Raw genomic sequence first — 20086 nt, 5'->3', positions numbered from 1 at the left:
ACAAAGCACACACAAAATCTGCGGCATTATATACTGGCGCTACTGAAACGGAAACGACACCGCTTGCCGCACCCTTTCTCGGCACCGCCCACATCGGAAATCTCATGCAACTCAAGAATCCCATCCTCGGCCTGTGCCAACAGTCCACGTTCATGCTCAGCGCCGCCAAAGTTGACCAATGCCCCGATGACGAAGGCTTTGAAGTCGCCTTTGCCGGTCGTTCCAACGCTGGCAAATCCAGCGCGCTGAACACCCTGACCCACGCCAGCCTGGCCCGTACCTCGAAAACCCCGGGCCGCACGCAACTCCTCAATTTCTTCAAGCTAGACGATGATCGGCGTCTGGTCGACCTGCCGGGCTACGGATACGCAAAAGTACCTATCCCGCTGAAGCTGCACTGGCAGCGTCACCTGGAGGCGTATCTGGGTGGCCGCGAGAGTTTGAAGGGCTTGATTCTGATGATGGACATCCGCCATCCGATGACCGACTTCGACCTTTTGATGCTCGACTGGGCCGTTGCCAGCGGCATGCCGATGCACATCCTGCTGACCAAGGCCGACAAGCTCACCTACGGCGCCGCCAAGAACACCTTGCTCAAAGTGCAGTCCGACATTCGTAAAGGTTGGGGTGATGCGATCACCATCCAGCTGTTCTCGGCCCCCAAACGCATGGGCCTGGAAGAGGCTTACACCGTACTGGCCGGCTGGATGGAATTGGCAGACAAAGGCGCTGAACTCGCGGAATAACTTTTCTGCGGGCAAAAAAAACCCCGGACTTCGTATGGGGAGGGGAAGTTCGGGGTTCAAGTTCCGGACCGCTAGGGCGGGGTCCAGATATCTGCCAACACTTAACACAACATAGGAGCATTGAAGGGCTTCACCACCCATTCAGTAACTCTGAGTAGCAGTTCACGGGTTAAGTTCCGGCAGGTTCAAAAAACTATTGGAAATAACTGACGGCAATATCTGATCTAAAGCACTCTGCCACCACGCTGGGTGGTGGCAAATCCCCGGAATCAGTGCGCTTCGTCCCAGTTATCACCGACGCCCACGTCCACCACCAAGGGCACGTCCAGCGCTGCTGCTGCACTCATGTGCTCGCGAATTTTCTTGCTCACCTCTTCGACCAGATCCTCACGCACCTCAAGCACCAGTTCATCGTGCACCTGCAGGATCACCTTGGCATCCAGGCCAGACTCGGTCAGCCAGTTATCCACCTGCACCATCGCCTTCTTGATGATGTCGGCCGCCGTACCCTGCATTGGCGCGTTGATCGCCGTGCGTTCCGCAGCAGCACGCTCCTGAGGTTTGTTGGAGTTGATATCCGGCAGATACAGCCGACGCCCGAAGAAGGTCTCGACATAACCCTGATCAGCCGCCTGCGCACGGGTGCGCTCCATGTACTCACGCACACCCGGGTAGCGGGCGAAGTAGACATCGATGTAGGCCTTGGCCGTCTTGGTGTCGACGCCAATATCCTTGCCCAGTTTCTGCGCACCCATGCCATAGATCAGGCCAAAGTTGATCGCCTTGGCGCTGCGACGCTGATTGGAGGTGACCTCGGCCAGCTCAACCTTGAACACTTCCGCCGCCGTCGCCGTGTGCACATCCAGGTCGTTGCGGAAGGCATTCATCAGCCCTTCGTCCTTGGACAAGTGCGCCATGATGCGCAGCTCGATCTGCGAATAGTCCGCCGCCAGCAACTTGTAACCCTTGGGCGCAACGAACGCCTGGCGAATCCGCCGGCCCTCGGCGGTACGCACCGGAATGTTCTGCAGGTTCGGATCACTGGAAGACAAACGCCCGGTCGCCGCCACTGCCTGGTGATAAGACGTATGAATACGCCCGGTACGCGGGTTGATCTGCTCCGGCAGACGGTCGGTATAGGTGCTCTTCAATTTGCTCATGCTGCGGTACTGCATCAGCACCTTGGGCAGCAGGAAGTCGTCCTCGGCCAGCTTGGCCAACACCTCTTCGGCCGTGGAGGCCTGGCCCTTGCCGGTCTTCTTCAAGACGGGCAAACCCAGCTTCTCGTAGAGAATCGCGCCGAGCTGCTTGGGCGAGCCCAGGTTGAACGCCTCACCGGCAATCTCGAACGCCTCGCGCTCCAGCTCGACCATCTTGTTACCCAGCTCGATACTCTGGATGCCCAGCAGCTCCTTGTCGACCAGCGCCCCCTGGCGCTCGATACGCGCCAGCACCGGCACCAACGGGATTTCGATATCCGTGAGCACACTCGCCAGGCTCGGGATGGCTGACAGTTGCGCAAACAGCTCTTGGTGCAGGCGCAAGGTGACATCGGCGTCTTCCGCCGCATACGGACCAGCCTGTTCCAGCGCGATCTGGTCGAACGTCAGCTGCTTGGCGCCTTTGCCCGCGATGTCCTGGAAGGCAACAGTGTCGTAGTCCAGGTACTTCTTGGCCAGGCTGTCCATGTCATGCCGGGTCGCCGTGGAGTTCAGCACGTAGGATTCGAGCATGGTGTCGAACGCAACGCCGCGCACGGTTATGCCTTGCGCTGGATCGCCGCCGATGGCGCAGTTGGCCAAAATGTTCATGTCAAACTTGGCGTGCTGGCCGACCTTGAGCTTGGCCGGGTCTTCCAGCAGCGGTTTGAGCGCCAGTAATACCGTGTCGCGATCCAACTGCGGCGGCGCATCGATGTAGGAATGGGTCAGCGGAATGTAGGCCGCTTCATGGGGCCGTACGGCGAAGGAAACCCCGACCAACTGCGCCTGTTGCGCGTCGATCCCGGTGGTTTCGGTATCAAAGGCAAACAATTTGGCGTCGTTGAGCTTCTTCAGCCAACGATCGAATGTCGCCTGATCGAGGATCGTGGTGTAGCTCGCCTCGACAGGCGTCGCCGCAACCGCTTCAACAACCGCCTCGGCTGCTGGTGCCGCGCTGAGCTCCACACGCTTGGCATCGCGCTGAACCTCATCGATCCAGCTCTTGAACTCAAGCAGCGAATAGAGCTCCAGCAGTTTTTCGCGATCCGGCTCAATCAGGTGCAAGTCATCCAGGCCCACGTCCAGCGCCACGTCACACTTGATCGTCGCCAACTGGTAGGAAAGAAACGCCATTTCCTTGTGCTCTTCCAGCTTGGCCGGCAACGTCTTGGCGCCCCGGATCGGCAGGGTCGGCACAATATCCAGCTGCTCATACAGCTCTTTGATCCCGCCGTTAACGCCCACCAGCAAGCCGGACGCCGTCTTGGGACCAATGCCCGGAACACCCGGGATGTTGTCGGAGGAGTCGCCCATCAGCGCCAGATAGTCGATGATCTGCTCCGGAGCGACGCCAAATTTCTCCTTTACGCCCTCGATGTCCATCGAGCTACCAGTCATGGTGTTGACCAAGGTAATGTGCCCGTCGACCAGCTGCGCCATGTCCTTGTCGCCGGTGGAAATCACCACCGGTCGGTTGGCCGCCGCACTGCTGCGGGCCAGGGTGCCGATCACATCATCGGCCTCGACGCCTTCGACGCACAGCAACGGGAAGCCCAGTGCGATCACGCTCTGGTGCAGGGGCTCGATCTGCACCCGCATGTCATCGGGCATGCTCGGGCGGTTGGCCTTGTACTCGGCGTACATGTCGTCGCGAAAGGTCCCACCCTTGGCGTCGAACACCACCGCGAACGGGCTGTCCGGGTACTGCTTGCGCAGGCTTTTGAGCATGTTCAACACGCCCTTGACCGCACCGGTCGGCAGGCCTTTGGAGGTGGTCAGCGGTGGCAGCGCGTGGAAGGCGCGGTACAGATATGAAGAACCGTCCACCAGGACGAGGGGGGCTTGGCTCATGAGCAGGATCAACCTTTTCGGCGGGTCAGGCGCTAGAATAGCCGGACCAATGACGACAAAGGGACAAGGTTATCATGCGTACAGCGAATCGCTTGTTGTTGACCGGCTTGATTGCATTCTTGCCGCTGGCCGCCACGGCAGCCGACAGCGCGCCCTCGGGAGACCCGGATGTCACGATCCGCACCGAAGGCGACAAGGAAATCCGGGAATACCGCCAAAACGGCTTCCTGTATGCGATCAAGGTAACCCCGAAAGGTGCGCCTCCGTATTTCCTGGTACGCGCGGACGGAACGGATGCGAACTTCATCCGCTCTGACCAGCCGGATATGCTGATCCCGTCATGGAAGATCTTCGAATGGAAATGATTTCTTAACTTCAATTGGCGCCGCGCACCGCGGCGCCCGTACTGGCAGTTTTAACCATGTCTGTGTTCACCCCCCTGGCTCGGCCCGAGCTGGAAACCTTTCTCGCCCCTTACGGGCTCGGCCGCCTGCTTGATTTCCAGGGAATTGCCGCCGGTAGCGAAAACACCAACTTCTTCATCAGCCTGGAACAGGGCGAGTTCGTCCTGACCCTGGTTGAGCGCGGCCCGGTCGCGGAAATGCCGTTCTTCATCGAACTGCTCGACGTGCTCCACGACGCCGACCTGCCCGTGCCTTACGCACTGCGTACCACCGACGGCGTGGCCCTGCGCGAACTCAAAGGCAAACCGGCGCTGCTGCAACCGCGCCTGGCCGGCAAGCACATCAAGGACGCCAACGCTCAGCACTGCGCCCAGGTCGGCGACCTGCTCGGCCACCTGCACCTGGCCACGCAAGGCGAGAAAGTGCTGGAGCGCAAGACGGATCGCGGTCTGGACTGGATGCTCAGCGAAGGTGCACAGCTGATTTCGCACCTCAACGACGCCCAGCAGCGCCTGCTGCAAGACGCGTTGACCGAAATCGACACTCACAAAGCCGAAATCCTCGCCCTGCCACGCGCCAACGTTCACGCGGACCTGTTCCGCGACAACGCGATGTTCGAAGGCACGCACCTCACAGGCCTGATCGACTTCTACAACGCCTGCTCAGGCCCGATGCTGTACGACGTGGCAATCGCCTTGAATGACTGGTGTTCGGACGCGGACGGCGTGCTCGATGGACCGCGCGCCCGCGCATTGCTGGGCGCCTACGCGAGCCTGCGACCGTTTACGGCGAAAGAAGCCGAGTTTTGGCCGACCATGTTGCGCGTGGCGTGCGTGCGGTTCTGGCTATCACGCCTGATCGCTGCCGAGTCGTTTGCCGGGCAGGATGTGCTGATCCATGATCCGGCCGAGTTCGAGCACCGTTTGGCGCAGCGCCAGCAGGTCACTCTGCAACTCCCCTTCGCCCTCTAAAAAGGGTCACTCGGTCAAAAATGTGGGAGCTGGCTTGCCTGCGATAGCGGTGGGCCAGCAACAGAGATGCTGGCTGGTCTGACGCTATCGCAGGCAAGCCAGCTCCCACAGGATCATGCGGTGACGGTTAGAGCGACTCCAGACAACCCGCCAGATCATTGCCCAGCTTCTCCAGCACCTGCTCATACCCCTGAGCGGTGGCGGGCGTGTACCCACCCAACGCATCCAACTCCGCCAGCTTCACCGGCAGACCCGCCACCAGCGTCTCAGCCAAGCGCGGGCGCAGTGGCGGCTCGCTGAACACACACGTCTTGCCCACTTCCTGCAATCGCGTGCGCATCGCCGCCACGTGCTGGGCGCCCGGCTGCACTTCGGCGGCCACACTGAACACGCCGGTGTGCTTGAGCCCGTAAGCGTCTTCGAAGTAGTCGAAGGCTTCGTGGAACACAAAGTAAGGCTTGTCACCCACGGTTGCCAGGCGAGCCTTCAGACGGGCATCCAGGGCATCCAGACGCTCATCGAACGCCTTCACGTTGCTCTGGTACCGTGCGGCATTGGCCGGGTCGGCAGCGCTAAGGTCCGTTGCCATGCGCGCTGCGATCACGCGGGCATTCACCGTCGACAACCACAGATGCGCATCCAGGCTGCCTGGTCGGTGATCGTGATCATGTTCGTCGGCATCATCGGCATGAGAGTGGCTATCTTCGGCAAAACGACGCAGTTTCATGCCAGGAAGATCCTGCACGGCCACGGTCGGCAAGCTACGCCCCTTGAGCACGCGCGGCAGGAAGCTCTCCATGTCCGGCCCGATCCAGTACAGCAGGTCCACCGACTGCACACGCCGTACGTCGGATGGGCGCAACGCATAGTTATGCGGCGAGGCACCCGGTGGCAGCAACACTTCCGGAATAGCCACACCCTCCTGCACAGCAGCGGCAATCAGCTGCAACGGCTTGATGCTGGTCAGCACCTTGACCTCGGCCTGAGCGGCACCCGCAATGAACAAACTGGTGACAAATACGACAAAAACGGGAAAAAGTCGGGACACGATGACCACTCAATGGCGTAGGAACGGGTAACATAATAACGTCTCTATCAAATGTCTGTCGCCGCTCATGCCTAAAACACCGCTTGCCAGCCGTCCCCATGACCACTCTCACTGCGTGCATACCGCGCTGTCGGAAGCCGACACCCTCTGCACGCAGAAGGGTTTGCGCCTGACCGCCCTGCGTCGTCGCGTGCTGGAACTGGTGTGGCAGAGCCACAAGCCGCTGGGCGCCTACGACATCCTCGGCGTACTCAGCGAGCAGGATGGCCGCCGCGCCGCGCCGCCGACCGTATACCGTGCGCTGGACTTCCTGCTGGAAAACGGCCTGGTTCACCGCATCGCCTCGCTCAACGCCTTTGTCGGTTGCAGCCACCCGGAACATGCGCACCAGGGCCAGTTCCTGATCTGCCGCGAGTGCCACGCCGCCATCGAGCTTGAACAAAAAAGCATCAGCGACGCCATCATCAAGAGCTCTGCCGAGGTCGGCTTCAAGGTCGAAGGGCAAACGGTCGAAGTGGTCGGCCTGTGCTCGGGCTGCCAGGGGGCTTGATGAGCAATGCGTTAATCCGCCTGGAACAGGTTGGGGTCACGTTCGCCGGGCAAAACGTGCTGGATAACATCGCACTCAGCGTGGAGCCGGGGCAGATCGTCACCCTGATCGGCCCCAACGGCGCCGGCAAGACCACCCTGGTGCGTGCGGTGCTTGGCCTGCTCAAGCCCGACAGCGGCACGGTATGGCGAAAACCCAAGCTGCGCGTCGGCTACATGCCCCAAAAATTGCACGTCGACCCGACCCTGCCACTCTCCGTGCTGCGCTTCCTGCGCCTTGTGCCGGGTGTGGACCGTACCCGCGCACTGGCTGCGCTCAAGGAAGTCGGCGCCGAGCAGGTGATCGACAGCCCGGTGCAAAGCATTTCCGGCGGCGAAATGCAGCGCGTGCTGCTCGCCCGCGCACTGTTGCGCGAACCCGAATTGCTGGTGCTGGATGAGCCCGTGCAGGGCGTCGACGTCGCCGGCCAGGCCGAGCTGTACAGCCTGATCACCCGCCTGCGCGACCGCCATGGCTGCGGCGTGCTGATGGTCTCCCACGACCTGCACCTGGTGATGAGTACCACCGACCAGGTGGTGTGCCTCAACCGCCACGTGTGCTGCTCCGGCCACCCGGAACAGGTCAGTGGCGACCCGGCCTTTGTCGAGCTGTTCGGCAAGAACGCCCAAAGCCTGGCGATTTACCACCACCATCACGACCACGCCCATGACCTGCACGGCGCCGTAGTAGACGATCCCGCAACACCCCACACCCACGTTCATGGAGATAGCTGCAAGCATGGCTGATTTTCTGCTGTACGCCCTGCTGGCAGGCTTGGCTTTGGCGCTGGTGGCGGGCCCGTTGGGCTCGTTCGTGGTCTGGCGGCGCATGGCCTATTTTGGCGACACGTTGTCCCATGCCGCGCTGTTGGGCGTGGCCATGGGTTTCCTGCTGGATGTCAGCCCGACCATCGCCGTGACCGTAGGCTGCCTCTTGCTGGCGGTACTGCTGGTGACGCTGCAACAGCGCCAGCCGCTGGCCTCCGACACCCTGCTCGGCATCCTGGCACCCAGCACACTGTCCCTGGGCCTGGTGGTGCTGAGCTTCATGCATGAAGTGCGCATCGACCTGATGGCCTACCTGTTTGGCGACCTGCTGGCAATCAGCCCCACCGACCTGGCCTGGATCCTCGGCGGCAGTGCCGTGGTGCTGGTGTTATTGGTCACCTTGTGGCGCCCACTGCTGGCGATCACTGTGCACGAAGAACTGGCCACGGTCGAAGGTTTGCCCGTGCCGACCCTGCGCATGGCCCTGATGCTGTTGATCGCGGTGGTGATCGCTGTCGCGATGAAGATTGTCGGCGTATTGTTGATCACGTCGCTGTTGATCATTCCCGCAGCCGCCGCCCAGCGTCACGCCCGGTCACCGGAGCAGATGGCCATCGGCGCCAGCCTGTTGGGGATGCTTGCAGTGTGCGGGGGCCTGGCGCTGTCCTGGTTCAAGGACACGCCGGCCGGGCCATCGATTGTGGTCACGGCCGCCGCCCTGTTTCTGCTGAGTTTTGTCCTGCCCCGTCGAGGGGTGTAGACTTGCTCGCTTTTTGCGCAAATAGAGAGTCGCAGGAATGAAGCCGTTCACCGCCCGTTATCTGCTCCTTGCCGCATTTTCCCTGCTGCTGGGCGCCTGTCAAAGCACACCGCCCGCGGCCCCCGAGGTCCCGGACGCACGCGCTGCGGCCATCGCGCAGCTGGAGCAAAACCTCGCCAGCAGCGAGCTGGCCACCGCCGAAGACGAGTTGGCCGCACTGCAAGCCCAGTCGCCCAACGACCCGACGCTGGAGCCCTACCAGCGCCAATTGGCCGAAGCCTACCTGCAGCGCAGCCAGATCGTGCTGCAAAAAGGTGACGTCAACGCTGCTGCCACGGCCTTGAGCCGCGCTCGCGCCCTGATGCCAAAAGCGCCAGCACTCACCGGTGGCGTCAACAGCGCCATCAGCCACGCCCGCAAAGCCGAACTGGATAAAGCCGAAGCCGCCCTGAAGGCCGCCGAAGCCAAACCCGTCGCCAAGGTCATCGACCCGGCCGCTGAAAGCACGACAGTGGCACTGAACCTCACGGATATCGAAGAACTGCGTCATCAACTCGATGCCATCGCTACCGACGTGGTGAACTACCACTGCGACGTGAGCATCCAGGCGCCACGCACCGAGGACTACCCGTGGTTGGCCACACTACTGACCAAACGGGTGAAGCGCATTGATTCGGCGTATGACTTGAAGATTCACCGGCAGATCTTGAAGAAGATCCCGGCGCAGATTGTGTTGATTCCGCGCAAGGCGCAATAAAGCAAAAAGCATCGCAGGCAAGCCAGCTTCCACACTTGAATGTATTCACACTTCAAATGTGGGAGCTGGCTTGCCTGCGATGACAATCTAGCAGTCAACCAAACGCTTAAGCCGGAATCGCCTTGGCCTTAGCCTCCCGATCCCAGACTCGATGCTGCGCAATCGCCGCCACAAACGCTTTCAACGCCTTGGCATCCCCGCCCACGATCAACCCCGCATCCGCCTCCAGCTTGAGCAGGTCCACCAACTGCTTCGCCTCACCGGCCACCGCAATCGCCTTCAGATGCTTGTAAGCCTCCAGCAGGTAATGCAGCGCCACGCCATCTTCACTCAAGGCCTTCACCGATTTCGCCCCACCCGGCACAAACACCGCGTCGAACGCCACCGACGGCAAGCCTTCCATCGACGCGTCCACCGGCAGGCTCTTGCCATCCGCCGTGGTCACCGGCGCCGACGTCGGCCCCAGCAATTTGGCATGGGCACCTTCGGCCTTGAGCACTTTCTTCAGCGCCTCGATCGCCGCGCCGTCCACGCCGTTGGCCGCCAGGATCGCCACCTTGCGCGTCTTGATGTTGCCGGGCAGTAGATTGGCTTGGCTCAAGGCTGGTGAGCGCGACAACGAGGTTTTGCGCTCCGGCACCGTGCCTTTTTTCGGCACCGGCAACCCGAGGTTCTGCGCCACACGCTTGGCAAGCTCGAGGTCAATGTTGGCCAAGATCTCATTCACCTGTCGCGCTCGAATGAACTCACGCTCCACCTTGCCCAGTTCAAAGCTGTAGGCCGCAATGATGTGCTCTTGCTCGTGCTTGCTCATGCTGCGGAAAAACAGGCGCGCCTGGGAGAAGTGATCACCAAACGATTCACTGCGCTCGCGCACCTTATGGGCATCGATGCGCTCGTAGTAAGACTCGAAACCACCGTCCTGTGCAGCGGGCGGCGTTTCCTTCGGCCAGCCACCGTCGATGGAGTTGGGCTCATACGCCGCACGCCCCTTGTCTATCGTGGTGCGGTGCATGGCATCGCGCTGGCCATTATGGAACGGCGCCACCGGGCGATTGATCGGCAACTCATGGAAATTCGGGCCACCGAGTCGGCTGATCTGCGTATCGGTGTAGGAAAACAGACGTCCCTGCAGCAACGGATCGTTAGAAAAGTCGATACCCGGCACGATGTGCCCAGGGCAGAACGCGACCTGCTCGACCTCAGCGAAGAAGTTATCCGGATTGCGGTTCAGCACCATCTTGCCCAGCGGGGTGATGGGCACCAGCTCTTCAGGGATCAACTTGGTCGGATCGAGAATGTCGAAGTCGAACTTATGCTCGTCCTCCTCGGCAATTACCTGCACGCCCAATTCCCACTCAGGGTAATCGCCCATCTCAATCGCTTCCCATAGGTCGCGGCGGTGGTAGTCGGTATCTTTACCGGCGAGCTTTTGCGCTTCGTCCCACACCAGCGAGCAGGTGCCAGCCGTAGGACGCCAGTGGAACTTAACAAAGTTGGACTGGCCTTCGGCGTTGATGAAGCGGAAGGTGTGTACGCCAAAGCCCTGCATGCTGCGCAGGCTTTTAGGAATGGCCCGGTCAGACATGGCCCAAATCACCATGTGCGCCGACTCTGGCTGCAGCGACACGAAATCCCAGAACGTATCGTGGGCCGAGCCACCTGTAGGAATCTCGTTGTGAGGCTCAGGTTTTACCGCGTGAACAAAGTCAGGAAACTTGATCGCGTCCTGAATGAAAAACACCGGCATGTTGTTGCCGACCAGGTCGAAATTGCCTTCGTCGGTGAAGAACTTCACCGCGAAACCGCGAACGTCGCGCACGGTATCGCCGGAGCCCCGAGGCCCTTGCACAGTGGAAAAGCGCAGAAATACTGGGGTTTTATGGCCGGGATCCCGCAAAAACCCGGCCTTGGTCAGCGCCGAATGGTTTTCATAGGTCTGGAAGTAGCCATGGGCACCTGTACCCCGCGCATGCACGATGCGCTCCGGAATGCGCTCGTGGTCAAAGTGCGTGATCTTTTCACGCATGATGAAATCTTCCAGCAGCGAAGGCCCGCGTGCGCCGGCCTTCAAGCTGTTTTGATTGTCGGAAATCTTCACACCCTGGTTGGTACGCAGGGCCTGGCCGGTAGCGTCGGAGCGGAATGCTTCCAAGGCCTGAAGTTTGGCGTTGGTGTTCTTGCGGTCCAGGGTATCGGTGCCGGCGAGTTCGCTCTTTGGCTTTTTCGTGCTCATCAGTCAAAACTCCTTATTCGGACCCAGGCACGGCACCTGGGTGATCGGGCTGCCTAAGTAGTGACTGATGGGGTTTTGGCCCGTTCCTTTTTTATGACCTTTGATCGCGTTATTGCCAAATCGATGGATGAATGCGAAATAAATGCTAAGAAAGACTATACGGACAGGCTAAAATGCGCGCCCGGCTAACCGCTGATCCCTTTTCCATGCGCCCCACAAGGTTCGCTACGTGATCGAGTTTCATAACGTCCATAAAACCTACCGCGTCGCCGGTAAGGATATCCCCGCGCTGCACCCCACCAGCCTGCGCGTCGAGAACGGCCAGGTGTTTGGCCTTATCGGCCACTCGGGTGCGGGTAAAAGCACCCTGCTGCGCCTGATCAACCGCCTCGAGGAGCCAAGCGGCGGCCAGATCACGGTGGATGGCGAAGAAGTCACCGCCCTGGATGCCAACGGCCTGCGCCGTTTCCGCCAGCAGGTCGGGATGATCTTCCAGCACTTCAATTTGCTGGCGTCCAAGACCGTCGCCGACAACGTCGCGCTGCCACTGACCCTGGCCGGCGAATTGTCGCGCAAGGAAATCGACCTGCGCGTGGCTGAACTGCTCGCCCGCGTTGGCCTGTCGGACCACGCCAGGAAGTACCCGGCTCAGCTGTCGGGCGGCCAGAAACAACGCGTCGGCATTGCCCGCGCCCTGGCGACCAAGCCAAAGATCTTGCTGTGCGACGAAGCCACCAGCGCCCTCGACCCGCAGACCACCGCCTCGGTGCTCAAACTGCTGGCCGAGATCAACCGCGAATTGAAGCTGACCATCGTGCTGATCACCCATGAAATGGACGTGATCCGCCGCGTGTGCGACCAGGTGGCCGTGATGGACGCCGGCGTGATCGTCGAGCAAGGCTCAGTGGCTGAAGTATTCCTGCACCCACAGCACCCGACCACCAAGCGCTTCGTGCAAGAAGCCGAGCAGGTCGACGAAGGTGAACAGCGCGACGTGTTCGCCCACGTGCCGGGTCGCATCGTGCGCCTGACGTTCCAGGGCGAAGCGACCTACGCGCCTTTGCTGGGTACCGTCGCCCGTGAAACAGGTGTGGACTACAGCATCCTCGCCGGTCGTATCGACCACATCAAAGACACGCCCTACGGCCAACTGACCCTCGCCGTCACCGGTGGGGACATGGAAGCCGCCTTCGCCCGCTTTACCGCGGCTGACGTCCACATGGAGGTCCTGCGCTAATGGACGTTTTGTTGAGTTTCTTCGCCAATATCGACTGGTCGGAAATCTGGCTCGCCACCGGCGACACCATGACCATGCTGTTCGGCTCACTGTTCTTCACCGTGGTGCTCGGCCTGCCGCTGGGCGTGCTGCTGTTCCTGACCAGCCCGCGCCAGCTGTTCGAGCAAAAAGGTCTGTACGCCTTTCTGTCGTTGATCGTGAACATCCTGCGCTCGCTGCCGTTCATCATCCTGCTGATCGTGATGATCCCCTTCACCGTGCTGCTCACCGGCACGTCGCTGGGCGTGGCCGGTGCGATCCCGCCGCTGGTGGTCGGCGCGACGCCGTTCTTCGCACGCCTGGTGGAAACTGCCCTGCGTGAAGTGGACCGCGGCATCATCGAGGCCACCCAGTCCATGGGCGCTACCACGCGCCAGATCATCACCAACGCCTTGCTGCCCGAAGCACGCCCCGGCATTTTCGCGGCGATTACGGTGACGGCGATTACACTGGTGTCCTACACGGCAATGGCCGGTGTGGTCGGAGCCGGTGGCTTGGGTGACCTGGCGATCCGCTTTGGTTATCAGCGCTTCCAGACTGATGTGATGGTGGTCACCGTGGTGATGCTGTTGATCCTGGTGCAAATTCTGCAAACCGTCGGCGACAAGCTGGTGGTGCATTTTTCTCGAAAATAACGGCCATTGCCGGCCACAAGCCGGCACATGCCCGAACAAGGAGCTTGTTGGATGAAAAAACTACTGGTTGCTTTCGCCGCCGTTGCCGCGTTTTCCGCCCACGCCGAGACCATCACGGTCGCTGCGTCGCCTGTGCCCCACGCGGAAATCCTGGAGTTCGTGAAACCTGCACTCGCCAAAGAAGGCGTGGATTTACAGGTCAAGGTCTTCACCGACTACGTGCAGCCAAACGTACAGGTGGCTGAAAAGCGCCTGGACGCCAACTTCTTCCAGCACCAGCCGTACCTGGATGAATTCAACAAGGCCAAGGGCACTCACCTGGTGAGCGTTGGCGCGGTGCACCTGGAGCCCCTGGGCGCCTACTCCAGCAAGTACAAGAAGCTGGACGAGCTGCCAAACGGTGCCAACGTGGTCATCCCGAACGACGCCACCAACGGCGGCCGTGCCCTGTTGCTGCTGGCCAAGAACGGCCTGATCACCCTGAAGGACCCGACCAACATCCTGTCGACCATCAAGGACATCACTGCCAACCCTAAAGGCCTGAAGTTCCGCGAACTGGAAGCGGCCACCCTGCCGCGCGTGCTGACCCAGGTCGACCTGGCGCTGATCAACACCAACTACGCGCTGGAAGCCAAGCTGGACCCGTCCAAGGACGCCCTGGTGATCGAAGGCAGCGACTCGCCTTACGTGAACATCCTGGTCACCCGCGAAGACAACAAGGACTCGGACGCCGTGAAGAAGCTGGTAGCAGCCCTGCACACGCCTGAAGTGAAGCAATTTATCGAAGAGAAGTACAAAGGCGCGATCAAGCCAGCGTTCTGATGTAACCCTATCTCCCAAACACCGGAGATCAAAAAATGTGGGAGCGGGTTTGCCCGCGATTACGGAGTGTCAGTCACCGAACAGGTTAGCTGGCCCACCGCAATCGCAGGCAAGCCAGCTCCCACAGTTGTTTTGCATTGCTAAGCCGGTGCTCAAACCCGGCACCCCCCTGTAGGAGCTGGCTTGCCAGCGATGAGGCCAGCAAGATCACCTCCGGTCTCAAAGGCCCCATCGCCGGCAAGCCGGCTCCTACAGGGGGTTGTGTTGGCAGTGGGATAAGCGCAAGGCTTATGGACGCTTCAACAACACCGGCAACTGCGCCACCAATTTCTGGTTATTCAACGGCGCCCGAATAAATCCACGCTGAGTCCCGTCGGGACCGATCAAGGCCAGGTTGCCGCTGTGGTCGACGGTGTAGTTGGGCTTGCTGGTATCGGCCGGAATGAACGGAATACTCACCGCGTTGGAAACCTTCTGCGCATCCTCCACGTTCGCGCCAGTCAGGCCTTCAAACTGCGGGTCGAAGTAGCCCAGGTACTGCTTGAGCTGGGCCGGGGTGTCGCGGTTCGGGTCGACGCTGACCAGGATCACCTGCAACTTGTCCACAGCCTCCTTGGGCAGCTCGCTTTTGATCTGGCGCAGCTGGGCGAGGGTGGTGGGGCAGATATCCGGGCAGAAGGTGTAGCCGAAGAAAAGCAGGCTCCACTTGCCCTTCAGCTCATTGACCACCACCGGCTGGCCGTCCTGGTTCGTCATGGTGACAGGCGGCAACTGGCGGCTTTGCGGCAGCAGGATGATGCCGGCGTCGATCAGTGCGGTAGGGTCGCCCTGGCCTTTGCCCGAGAGCACTTTGTTGACGGTCAGGCCCATGATCAACGCGACGATGGCCACCAGGATGAAGACTGTTTTTTGAGTTCGAGTCATAGGTTCAACAATAAGTAGTGGTCTACGAGCAGGGCGATGAACAGCAGCAGCAGGTACCAGATAGAGTACTTGAAGGTGTTGATCGCCGCGTGCGGCTGAGCGCCACGGTACAACACCAGGGCCCATTGCAGAAAGCGCCCGCCCAATAGCAGCGCACAGGCCAGGTACAACAGGCCGCTCATGTGGATCACGTACGGCATCAGGCTCACCGCCAGCAGGGCGAAGGTATAGAGCAGGATGTGCACCTTGGTGTAGTGCTCGCCATGGGTGACCGGCAGCATGGGGATGTCAGCCTTGGCGTATTCCTCCTTGCGATGGATGGCCAGGGCCCAGAAGTGCGGCGGGGTCCAGGCGAAGATGATCAGCACCAGTAGCAAGGGTTCGGCGCTGACATGCCCGGTCACGGCCACCCAGCCCAACAGCGGCGGCGCGGCCCCGGCAAGGCCGCCGATGACGATGTTCTGCGGTGTCGCGCGCTTGAGAAAACCGGTGTAGATCACCGCGTACCCCAACAACGACGCCAGCGTCAGCCAGGCGGCCAACGGGTTGGTAAACGCCAGCAGCAGGGCCAGCCCCGCCACCGCTAGAAACAACGCAAACGCCAATGCAGCCGGCGGCGACACACGCCCTTCGGCCAGCGGGCGCTTATGCGTGCGCGCCATCACCGCATCAATGCGCCGGTCCACCACATGGTTCACCGCCGCCGCGCCACCGGCACACAGGGCGATCCCCAGGTTGCCAAACACCAGCACCGTCCACGGCACCCCGGCACGGGTGGCAAGGAACATGCCCACCAGGGAGGTGATGAGCATCAGCACCACCACTTTCGGCTTGGTCAGCTCCAAATAGTCACGCCAGATCGGCTGGCTGTGGCGTGCGCCGATCAAGGTCGCCATGGCATCTCTCCTTTAAGGGTGATGAGGCCCGATACGTGCTTGCGCGGAATGAAGCGCCAGCCAAATCGCGACGGATTGCGCACCCGGACCAGGCTGGTACGGGCGTGGTAATTGACCAGCACCAGGCTCAACAACAGCGCCGCGCCACCCGCGTTGTGCGCCACCGCCACGGGCAATGGCAGATGGAAATACACGTTGCTCAGGCCCAGGCTGATCTGCGCCGCCAGCGCGATCAGCAGCAGGCCCGCCAACCGCGTCATGCCCACCGCGCGCAGTTGCCAGGCCAGGCCCAGCAGCACCAGAGTCACGATGACCGCGCCGATACGGTGGGTTAGATGAATCGCCGTACGCGCATCGCTGTCGAGCTGCCCGCCCAGGTAATTGGGGCCGATGTGCTGGGTGAGGTGAAACCCATTGGCAAAGTCCGCGGCTGGCCACCACTGGCCGTGGCACGTGGGCAGGTCAATGCAGGCCACCGCCGCATAATTGGAACTGACCCAGCCTCCCAACGCGATCTGGCCGATCACCAGAACCAACCCCGCCGTCGCCCAATATTGCAGGCGCTTGGGCACGATCAAAGCGGGCAGCACGCCGGACAAGCGCAGGGTCAGCAGAAACAACAGGCTCAGGGTCGCAAAACCACCGAGCAGGTGACCGGTCACCACCTGCGGCCAGAGTTTGAGCGTCACCGTCCACATGCCGAACGCCGCCTGGGCGAACACCACCGCCAGCAGGAACAGCGGCAACTTCACCGGTTGGCCCGGATCACGTCGATGGCTCCATGAGCGCGCCGCCAACAGCCCGATCAACAACCCCAAGGTGCCGGCAAAGTAGCGATGGGTCATCTCGGCCCAGCCCTTGTCGGCCTCGACCGGTGTATCCGGGAAATGCAGCTCGGCATGGGCCAGCTGGGCTTCGGTCTTGGGCACGCTGATAAAGCCGTAGCAACCCGGCCAGTCCGGGCAACCCAGGCCGGCGTGGGTCAGGCGGGTATAGGCACCCAGCAGCACGACGAACAGCGCCAGCAAGGTGGCAAACAGCGCGAGGCGAAATCCAGGCTTGGCCATGACGATGCCCTTATCCGATGTTCGACAGTTTCAGCAGCAGGCGCAGGTCGTTGAGCAAGTCCTTGCCCTTGACCTTGGCGTCGTAGCGCAGCACGAGGTTACCGTGGGGGTCGACGATCCACAGTTGCGCGTCGCCGGGTGCGGCGGCGTCCTTGGTGAAGGTCGACAGGTCCAGGGGATAGCGTTGCAGTTGCGGGTATTCGGCCTTGAGCTTGGCCTCGTATTCGGCGCCGACCGGCTGCGCACTCGCCAGGGCATGGCTGGCGCGGGAGGCATCGCGCCCCAGGCTGATCTGCAGTTGGCGCGCGAGGTACACCAGTTGCTGGCAATCAGCGGCGCAGGCGGTGGGCGCAGTCACCAACAGTTGCCAGCGGTCTTCGTCGGCCTGCACGCCGATGTCGGCACGGGTCTGGCCGTTGCCGATCATCTCGCCGTGGTAACTGCGGCTGTCGGGCACCCAGAACTGCAGCTTGTACATGAAGGTGGCCAGCGCCATCGGGCCGATCACCATCATCAGGATCAGGATCAACTGCCAGCGGCCTTTGCGCCGGTCGGGCGTGGCAGGCGCATCAGACATGTTGAGTGGATTCATGGCCGCTCCCATGGTGCTTCTCCTTTTTGTTATGCCATCCGAGGTAGAGGTAAAGCGCCAACAGCGCCAAGGCCATGGCGAACCACTGCACGGCGTACCCCACGTGTTTTTCCGGGCCCATGGCGACCACCGCCCAGGTGGTGTCGTACGTACCGGGGCCGGCTTCTGCGCGCAGCTCGTAGGCAAACCCGCTGCGGCCCAGCTCGGCCCACAGGGCGGCCGGATGCAGCGCGGTGAGCAGGCGCGGCCACTGTGCGGTGGCCGGGTCGGCATGCAGCTGGAAGGTTTCGCCAGGGGCCACGTAGACCCAGGCATCGAGGTTCACCGGCTGGTCAGGGGTGGTGAAGACGGGCGGGACACGCCGGTCTGGCCAAGGCAGCCAGCCACGGTTGAGCAACAGCCATTCGCCGCTGGCCTGGTCGTGAAAGGGTTGCAGCAGTTCCACACCCGCCCGGCCGTCGCGCATGCGGTTGTCGAGCAACACGCTGTGTTCGGCATCGAACTGGCCGCGCAGGCGCACGCGGCGAAAGGCCGGGTCTGCCATATCGTTGAGCTGCGCACTGCTGACGGGCTCCGCCACGCGACGCTCGGCATAGCTGTCCACCAGCAGCTGCTTTTCATGGCCGCGCGACAGTTGCCAGAAACCCAGGCCCACCATCAAAGGCAGCAGCACCAGCACCACCAGCGTGGGTGCGAGCCCTGGGCGAAAGTCTTTTATGGCGGTGGCTATACTTGTTTTCATTGCCCGCCCATCTCCTCAATGCCCACCGCGCCAGGAACCCAACCATGCTCAAAGCCGCCATTGCCCTGATGCTGATCGCGACCGTCGCGAGCCTGTTCAGCGGCTTGTTCTTCCTGGTCAAGGACGAGGGCAACTCCAACCGCCTCGTCACCGCCCTGACCGTGCGTGTGGTACTGGCCGTGATCACCGTGGCGTTGATCGCCTGGGGCTTTTTCAGCGGCCAGCTGGTATCCCATGCGCCGTGGTAAGACGCGTCACAGTACGTAGACGAAGAAAAACAGGCCGATCCACACCACATCCACAAAGTGCCAATACCAACTGGCCGCCTCGAAACCGAACTGGTGCTCGGCATTGAAGTGCCCCTTGAGGATGCGCATCAGCATCACGAACAAAATGATCGTGCCGATAGTCACGTGGGCGCCATGAAAGCCTGTGAGCATGAAGAAGGTCGCGCCGTACACGCCGGAGCCCAGGGTCAGGCCCAGCTCTTTATAGGCATGCATGTACTCCTCGGCCTGGAAGCCCAGGAACGCCCAGCCCAGCAGCACGGTGATCGCCAGCCAGATCTTCAACGCCCCGCGATGACCTTTGCGCAAGGCATGGTGCGCCAGGGTGATGGTCACGCTGGAACTGACCAGCAGGATCGTGTTGACCAACGGCAAGCCCCACGGGCTGATGGTGCCTTCGGGCGGCGGGTACAGTTTCGGGTCAGGGTTGTTGAGCAGCGGCCAGGTAAATTCGAAGTTCGGCCACAGCATGTGCGCGATGCCCTTGTGGCCTTCGCCGCCCAGCCACGGGCCGGACATGTGCCGCACATAGAACAGCGCACCGAAGAACGCGATGAAGAACATCACTTCGGAAAAGATGAACCACGTCATGCCCCAGCGGAACGAGCGGTCCATCTGCGGGCTGTACAAACCGGCGCGGCTTTCCTTGATCACCGCGCCAAACCAGCCGAACAGCATGTAGGCCAGCAACAGGCCGCCGACGAAGAAGATCCACGGGCCATGAGACTCCGGGCGCGCCGCCTTCAGGTCGTTGAACCACACGGCCAGGCCGTACACCGTGATCAACATGCCAAACGTAGCAATTATTGGCCATTTGCTTTGCGCTGGTACGTAGTACGTATCATGAGACGACATGTATTCGCTCTCCTGATTGAGGGGGCAAACAGTAGCTAGCCCCCGGTGTGGACAGCCACCGGCGGTTGGCGCGCAGTGATATCGAACAGCGTGTACGCCAGGGTCAAATGCTTCACATCCTTGGGCATGTCACGATCGACAATGAAACGCACCGGCATTTCGATGCGCTGACCTGGCTGCAGCACTTGCTGGGTGAAGCAAAAACACTCGGTCTTGTGGAAATACATCGCCGCCTCGGCCGGGGAAATGCTCGGTACGGCCTGGGCGGTCATGGGTTTATCCGTCGGGTTGTAGGCCACGAACAGCATCTCGGTGACCGCACCGGGGTTGACCACCACCTCATCGGCCTTGGAATGGAACTCCCAGACCATGTCGATGGCATTGGTGGACAAGAACTGCACCCGCACTTGGCGCGTGGGGTCCACCACCTGTTCGCCCTCGTACTGCCCGGCGGTCTTGCCGTTGATACCGAAGGCCTTGCACATCACGTCGTAGATCGGCACCAGGGCAAAGCCGAAGGCGAACATGGCCACCACCAGGATCAGCAGGCGGGTGACCAGCCGCCTGATCGGCACCGATTCAGCCATCACACACCCCCTCGCTGTTGATTTTCTGTGGGAGCTGGCTTGCCTGCGATAGCGGCCTTGCAGTCGAAAACA

At 61.4% G+C, this 20086-nt stretch carries 21 protein-coding genes; 11 read left to right on the top strand and 10 right to left on the bottom strand.

Annotated elements, in window-relative coordinates; genetic code table 11:
- The first annotated feature begins 104 nt into the window (after positions 1–104).
- Positions 105–746 (top strand): ribosome biogenesis GTP-binding protein YihA/YsxC, encoded by a 642-nt coding sequence (yihA, locus tag AC07SU_RS24650; RefSeq protein ID WP_028618652.1) that lies wholly within the window; start codon positions 105–107, stop codon positions 744–746.
- Positions 747–1015: 269 nt separating this feature from the next.
- Here yihA and polA read toward each other — a convergent pair whose 3' ends face one another.
- A complete protein-coding gene (polA, locus tag AC07SU_RS24645) occupies positions 1016–3799 on the bottom strand; it encodes a DNA polymerase I (protein WP_494998498.1) in 2784 nt (927 codons plus the stop codon).
- Between the two features lie 74 nt (positions 3800–3873).
- Between polA and AC07SU_RS24640 the strand changes: the two genes are divergently transcribed.
- On the top strand, positions 3874–4164 hold the full coding sequence (locus tag AC07SU_RS24640; protein WP_016969541.1) for a DUF2782 domain-containing protein: 291 nt from the start codon (positions 3874–3876) through the stop codon (positions 4162–4164).
- 56 nt (positions 4165–4220) lie between these two features.
- Positions 4221–5174, top strand: a complete 954-nt coding sequence (locus tag AC07SU_RS24635; RefSeq protein WP_494998497.1) for a homoserine kinase — start codon at positions 4221–4223, stop codon at positions 5172–5174.
- Between the two features lie 127 nt (positions 5175–5301).
- On the opposite strand, the gene AC07SU_RS24630 is transcribed toward AC07SU_RS24635, so the two are convergent.
- Positions 5302–6231: a zinc ABC transporter substrate-binding protein gene (locus tag AC07SU_RS24630; RefSeq protein ID WP_494998496.1), complete on the bottom strand. Its 930-nt coding sequence runs from the start codon at positions 6229–6231 to the stop codon at positions 5302–5304.
- Between the two features lie 58 nt (positions 6232–6289).
- Here AC07SU_RS24630 and AC07SU_RS24625 point away from each other — a divergent pair, with 58 nt between their 5' ends.
- Genes AC07SU_RS24625 through AC07SU_RS24610 form a run of 4 tightly spaced genes read left to right on the top strand, consistent with a single transcriptional unit; the run spans position 6290 to position 9095 of the window.
- A complete protein-coding gene (locus AC07SU_RS24625) occupies positions 6290–6772 on the top strand; it encodes a Fur family transcriptional regulator (protein WP_371319321.1) in 483 nt (160 codons plus the stop codon).
- Positions 6772–7557 carry a zinc ABC transporter ATP-binding protein ZnuC gene (znuC, locus tag AC07SU_RS24620; protein WP_176994638.1) on the top strand — a complete coding sequence of 262 codons (786 nt, stop codon included), beginning with the start codon at positions 6772–6774 and terminating at the stop codon, positions 7555–7557. The genes AC07SU_RS24625 and znuC overlap by 1 nt, the downstream gene beginning before the upstream one ends.
- Positions 7550–8338 (top strand): zinc ABC transporter permease subunit ZnuB, encoded by a 789-nt coding sequence (gene znuB, locus AC07SU_RS24615; protein ID WP_176994637.1) that lies wholly within the window; start codon positions 7550–7552, stop codon positions 8336–8338. Before znuC ends, znuB begins: the two co-directional genes overlap by 8 nt.
- A gap of 37 nt (positions 8339–8375) precedes the next feature.
- A complete protein-coding gene (locus AC07SU_RS24610) occupies positions 8376–9095 on the top strand; it encodes a PA5502 family lipoprotein (RefSeq protein WP_494998495.1) in 720 nt (239 codons plus the stop codon).
- A gap of 106 nt (positions 9096–9201) precedes the next feature.
- Here the strand turns inward: AC07SU_RS24610 and katE are convergent, their stop codons facing one another.
- Positions 9202–11331, bottom strand: coding sequence for a catalase HPII (katE, locus tag AC07SU_RS24605; protein ID WP_494998494.1), 2130 nt, complete (start codon positions 11329–11331; stop codon positions 9202–9204).
- Between the two features lie 229 nt (positions 11332–11560).
- On the opposite strand from katE, the gene AC07SU_RS24600 reads away from it, so the two are divergent.
- The 3 genes from AC07SU_RS24600 to AC07SU_RS24590 are packed head-to-tail and all read left to right on the top strand — an operon-like array spanning position 11561 to position 14064.
- Positions 11561–12568: a methionine ABC transporter ATP-binding protein gene (locus AC07SU_RS24600; RefSeq protein WP_494998493.1), complete on the top strand. Its 1008-nt coding sequence runs from the start codon at positions 11561–11563 to the stop codon at positions 12566–12568.
- Entirely contained in the window at positions 12568–13242 is a 675-nt protein-coding gene (locus AC07SU_RS24595) for a methionine ABC transporter permease (protein ID WP_078739990.1), read from the top strand. Before AC07SU_RS24600 ends, AC07SU_RS24595 begins: the two co-directional genes overlap by 1 nt.
- 51 nt (positions 13243–13293) lie before the next feature.
- Positions 13294–14064 (top strand): MetQ/NlpA family ABC transporter substrate-binding protein, encoded by a 771-nt coding sequence (locus AC07SU_RS24590; protein ID WP_494998492.1) that lies wholly within the window; start codon positions 13294–13296, stop codon positions 14062–14064.
- Between the two features lie 288 nt (positions 14065–14352).
- On the opposite strand, the gene AC07SU_RS24585 is transcribed toward AC07SU_RS24590, so the two are convergent.
- Genes AC07SU_RS24585 through AC07SU_RS24565 form a run of 5 tightly spaced genes read right to left on the bottom strand, consistent with a single transcriptional unit; the run spans position 14353 to position 18285 of the window.
- Positions 14353–14988 (bottom strand): SCO family protein, encoded by a 636-nt coding sequence (locus tag AC07SU_RS24585; protein WP_494998491.1) that lies wholly within the window; start codon positions 14986–14988, stop codon positions 14353–14355.
- A complete protein-coding gene (gene cyoE / locus AC07SU_RS24580) occupies positions 14985–15884 on the bottom strand; it encodes a heme o synthase (RefSeq protein WP_494998490.1) in 900 nt (299 codons plus the stop codon). Before cyoE ends, AC07SU_RS24585 begins: the two co-directional genes overlap by 4 nt.
- Positions 15872–16951 carry a COX15/CtaA family protein gene (locus AC07SU_RS24575; protein WP_176994630.1) on the bottom strand — a complete coding sequence of 360 codons (1080 nt, stop codon included), beginning with the start codon at positions 16949–16951 and terminating at the stop codon, positions 15872–15874. The genes cyoE and AC07SU_RS24575 overlap by 13 nt, the downstream gene beginning before the upstream one ends.
- 10 nt (positions 16952–16961) lie before the next feature.
- Positions 16962–17555 carry a PA_0111/PP_0108 family redox-active disulfide protein gene (locus AC07SU_RS24570; protein WP_494998489.1) on the bottom strand — a complete coding sequence of 198 codons (594 nt, stop codon included), beginning with the start codon at positions 17553–17555 and terminating at the stop codon, positions 16962–16964.
- Positions 17521–18285 carry an SURF1 family protein gene (locus AC07SU_RS24565; protein ID WP_494998488.1) on the bottom strand — a complete coding sequence of 255 codons (765 nt, stop codon included), beginning with the start codon at positions 18283–18285 and terminating at the stop codon, positions 17521–17523. The genes AC07SU_RS24570 and AC07SU_RS24565 overlap by 35 nt, the downstream gene beginning before the upstream one ends.
- 44 nt (positions 18286–18329) lie before the next feature.
- Here AC07SU_RS24565 and AC07SU_RS24560 point away from each other — a divergent pair, with 44 nt between their 5' ends.
- The gene (locus AC07SU_RS24560) at positions 18330–18533 is read left to right on the top strand and encodes a twin transmembrane helix small protein (RefSeq protein ID WP_176994627.1); all 204 of its coding nucleotides are present in this window, start codon (positions 18330–18332) and stop codon (positions 18531–18533) included.
- A 6-nt stretch (positions 18534–18539) separates the two neighbouring features.
- Here AC07SU_RS24560 and AC07SU_RS24555 read toward each other — a convergent pair whose 3' ends face one another.
- Both AC07SU_RS24555 and AC07SU_RS24550 read right to left on the bottom strand, forming a co-directional pair.
- Positions 18540–19427, bottom strand: a complete 888-nt coding sequence (locus AC07SU_RS24555) for a cytochrome c oxidase subunit 3 (RefSeq protein WP_176994626.1) — start codon at positions 19425–19427, stop codon at positions 18540–18542.
- 35 nt (positions 19428–19462) lie between these two features.
- Positions 19463–20014: a cytochrome c oxidase assembly protein gene (locus AC07SU_RS24550; protein ID WP_176994625.1), complete on the bottom strand. Its 552-nt coding sequence runs from the start codon at positions 20012–20014 to the stop codon at positions 19463–19465.
- Positions 20015–20086: the final 72 nt, after the last annotated feature.

Source organism: Pseudomonas sp. GW821-FHT05H12, assembly GCF_059419385.1.
The sequence above is the reverse complement of the archived record's forward strand: the minus strand, read 5'-3'. Positions and strand labels throughout refer to the sequence as shown.

Bases quoted from the DNA above. Each gene is read 5' to 3' on its own strand.
- yihA (WP_028618652.1), top strand. From the start codon at position 105: ATGCAACTCAAGAATCCCATCCTCGGCCTGTGCCAACAGTCCACGTTC.
- polA (WP_494998498.1), bottom strand. From the start codon at position 3,799: ATGAGCCAAGCCCCCCTCGTCCTGGTGGACGGTTCTTCATATCTGTAC.
- AC07SU_RS24640 (WP_016969541.1), top strand. From the start codon at position 3,874: ATGCGTACAGCGAATCGCTTGTTGTTGACCGGCTTGATTGCATTCTTG.
- AC07SU_RS24635 (WP_494998497.1), top strand. From the start codon at position 4,221: ATGTCTGTGTTCACCCCCCTGGCTCGGCCCGAGCTGGAAACCTTTCTC.
- AC07SU_RS24625 (WP_371319321.1), top strand. From the start codon at position 6,290: ATGCCTAAAACACCGCTTGCCAGCCGTCCCCATGACCACTCTCACTGC.
- znuC (WP_176994638.1), top strand. From the start codon at position 6,772: ATGAGCAATGCGTTAATCCGCCTGGAACAGGTTGGGGTCACGTTCGCC.
- znuB (WP_176994637.1), top strand. From the start codon at position 7,550: ATGGCTGATTTTCTGCTGTACGCCCTGCTGGCAGGCTTGGCTTTGGCG.
- AC07SU_RS24610 (WP_494998495.1), top strand. From the start codon at position 8,376: ATGAAGCCGTTCACCGCCCGTTATCTGCTCCTTGCCGCATTTTCCCTG.
- katE (WP_494998494.1), bottom strand. From the start codon at position 11,331: ATGAGCACGAAAAAGCCAAAGAGCGAACTCGCCGGCACCGATACCCTG.
- AC07SU_RS24595 (WP_078739990.1), top strand. From the start codon at position 12,568: ATGGACGTTTTGTTGAGTTTCTTCGCCAATATCGACTGGTCGGAAATC.
- AC07SU_RS24590 (WP_494998492.1), top strand. From the start codon at position 13,294: ATGAAAAAACTACTGGTTGCTTTCGCCGCCGTTGCCGCGTTTTCCGCC.
- AC07SU_RS24585 (WP_494998491.1), bottom strand. From the start codon at position 14,988: ATGACTCGAACTCAAAAAACAGTCTTCATCCTGGTGGCCATCGTCGCG.
- cyoE (WP_494998490.1), bottom strand. From the start codon at position 15,884: ATGGCGACCTTGATCGGCGCACGCCACAGCCAGCCGATCTGGCGTGAC.
- AC07SU_RS24575 (WP_176994630.1), bottom strand. From the start codon at position 16,951: ATGGCCAAGCCTGGATTTCGCCTCGCGCTGTTTGCCACCTTGCTGGCG.
- AC07SU_RS24570 (WP_494998489.1), bottom strand. From the start codon at position 17,555: ATGGGAGCGGCCATGAATCCACTCAACATGTCTGATGCGCCTGCCACG.
- AC07SU_RS24565 (WP_494998488.1), bottom strand. From the start codon at position 18,285: ATGAAAACAAGTATAGCCACCGCCATAAAAGACTTTCGCCCAGGGCTC.
- AC07SU_RS24560 (WP_176994627.1), top strand. From the start codon at position 18,330: ATGCTCAAAGCCGCCATTGCCCTGATGCTGATCGCGACCGTCGCGAGC.
- AC07SU_RS24555 (WP_176994626.1), bottom strand. From the start codon at position 19,427: ATGTCGTCTCATGATACGTACTACGTACCAGCGCAAAGCAAATGGCCA.
- AC07SU_RS24550 (WP_176994625.1), bottom strand. From the start codon at position 20,014: ATGGCTGAATCGGTGCCGATCAGGCGGCTGGTCACCCGCCTGCTGATC.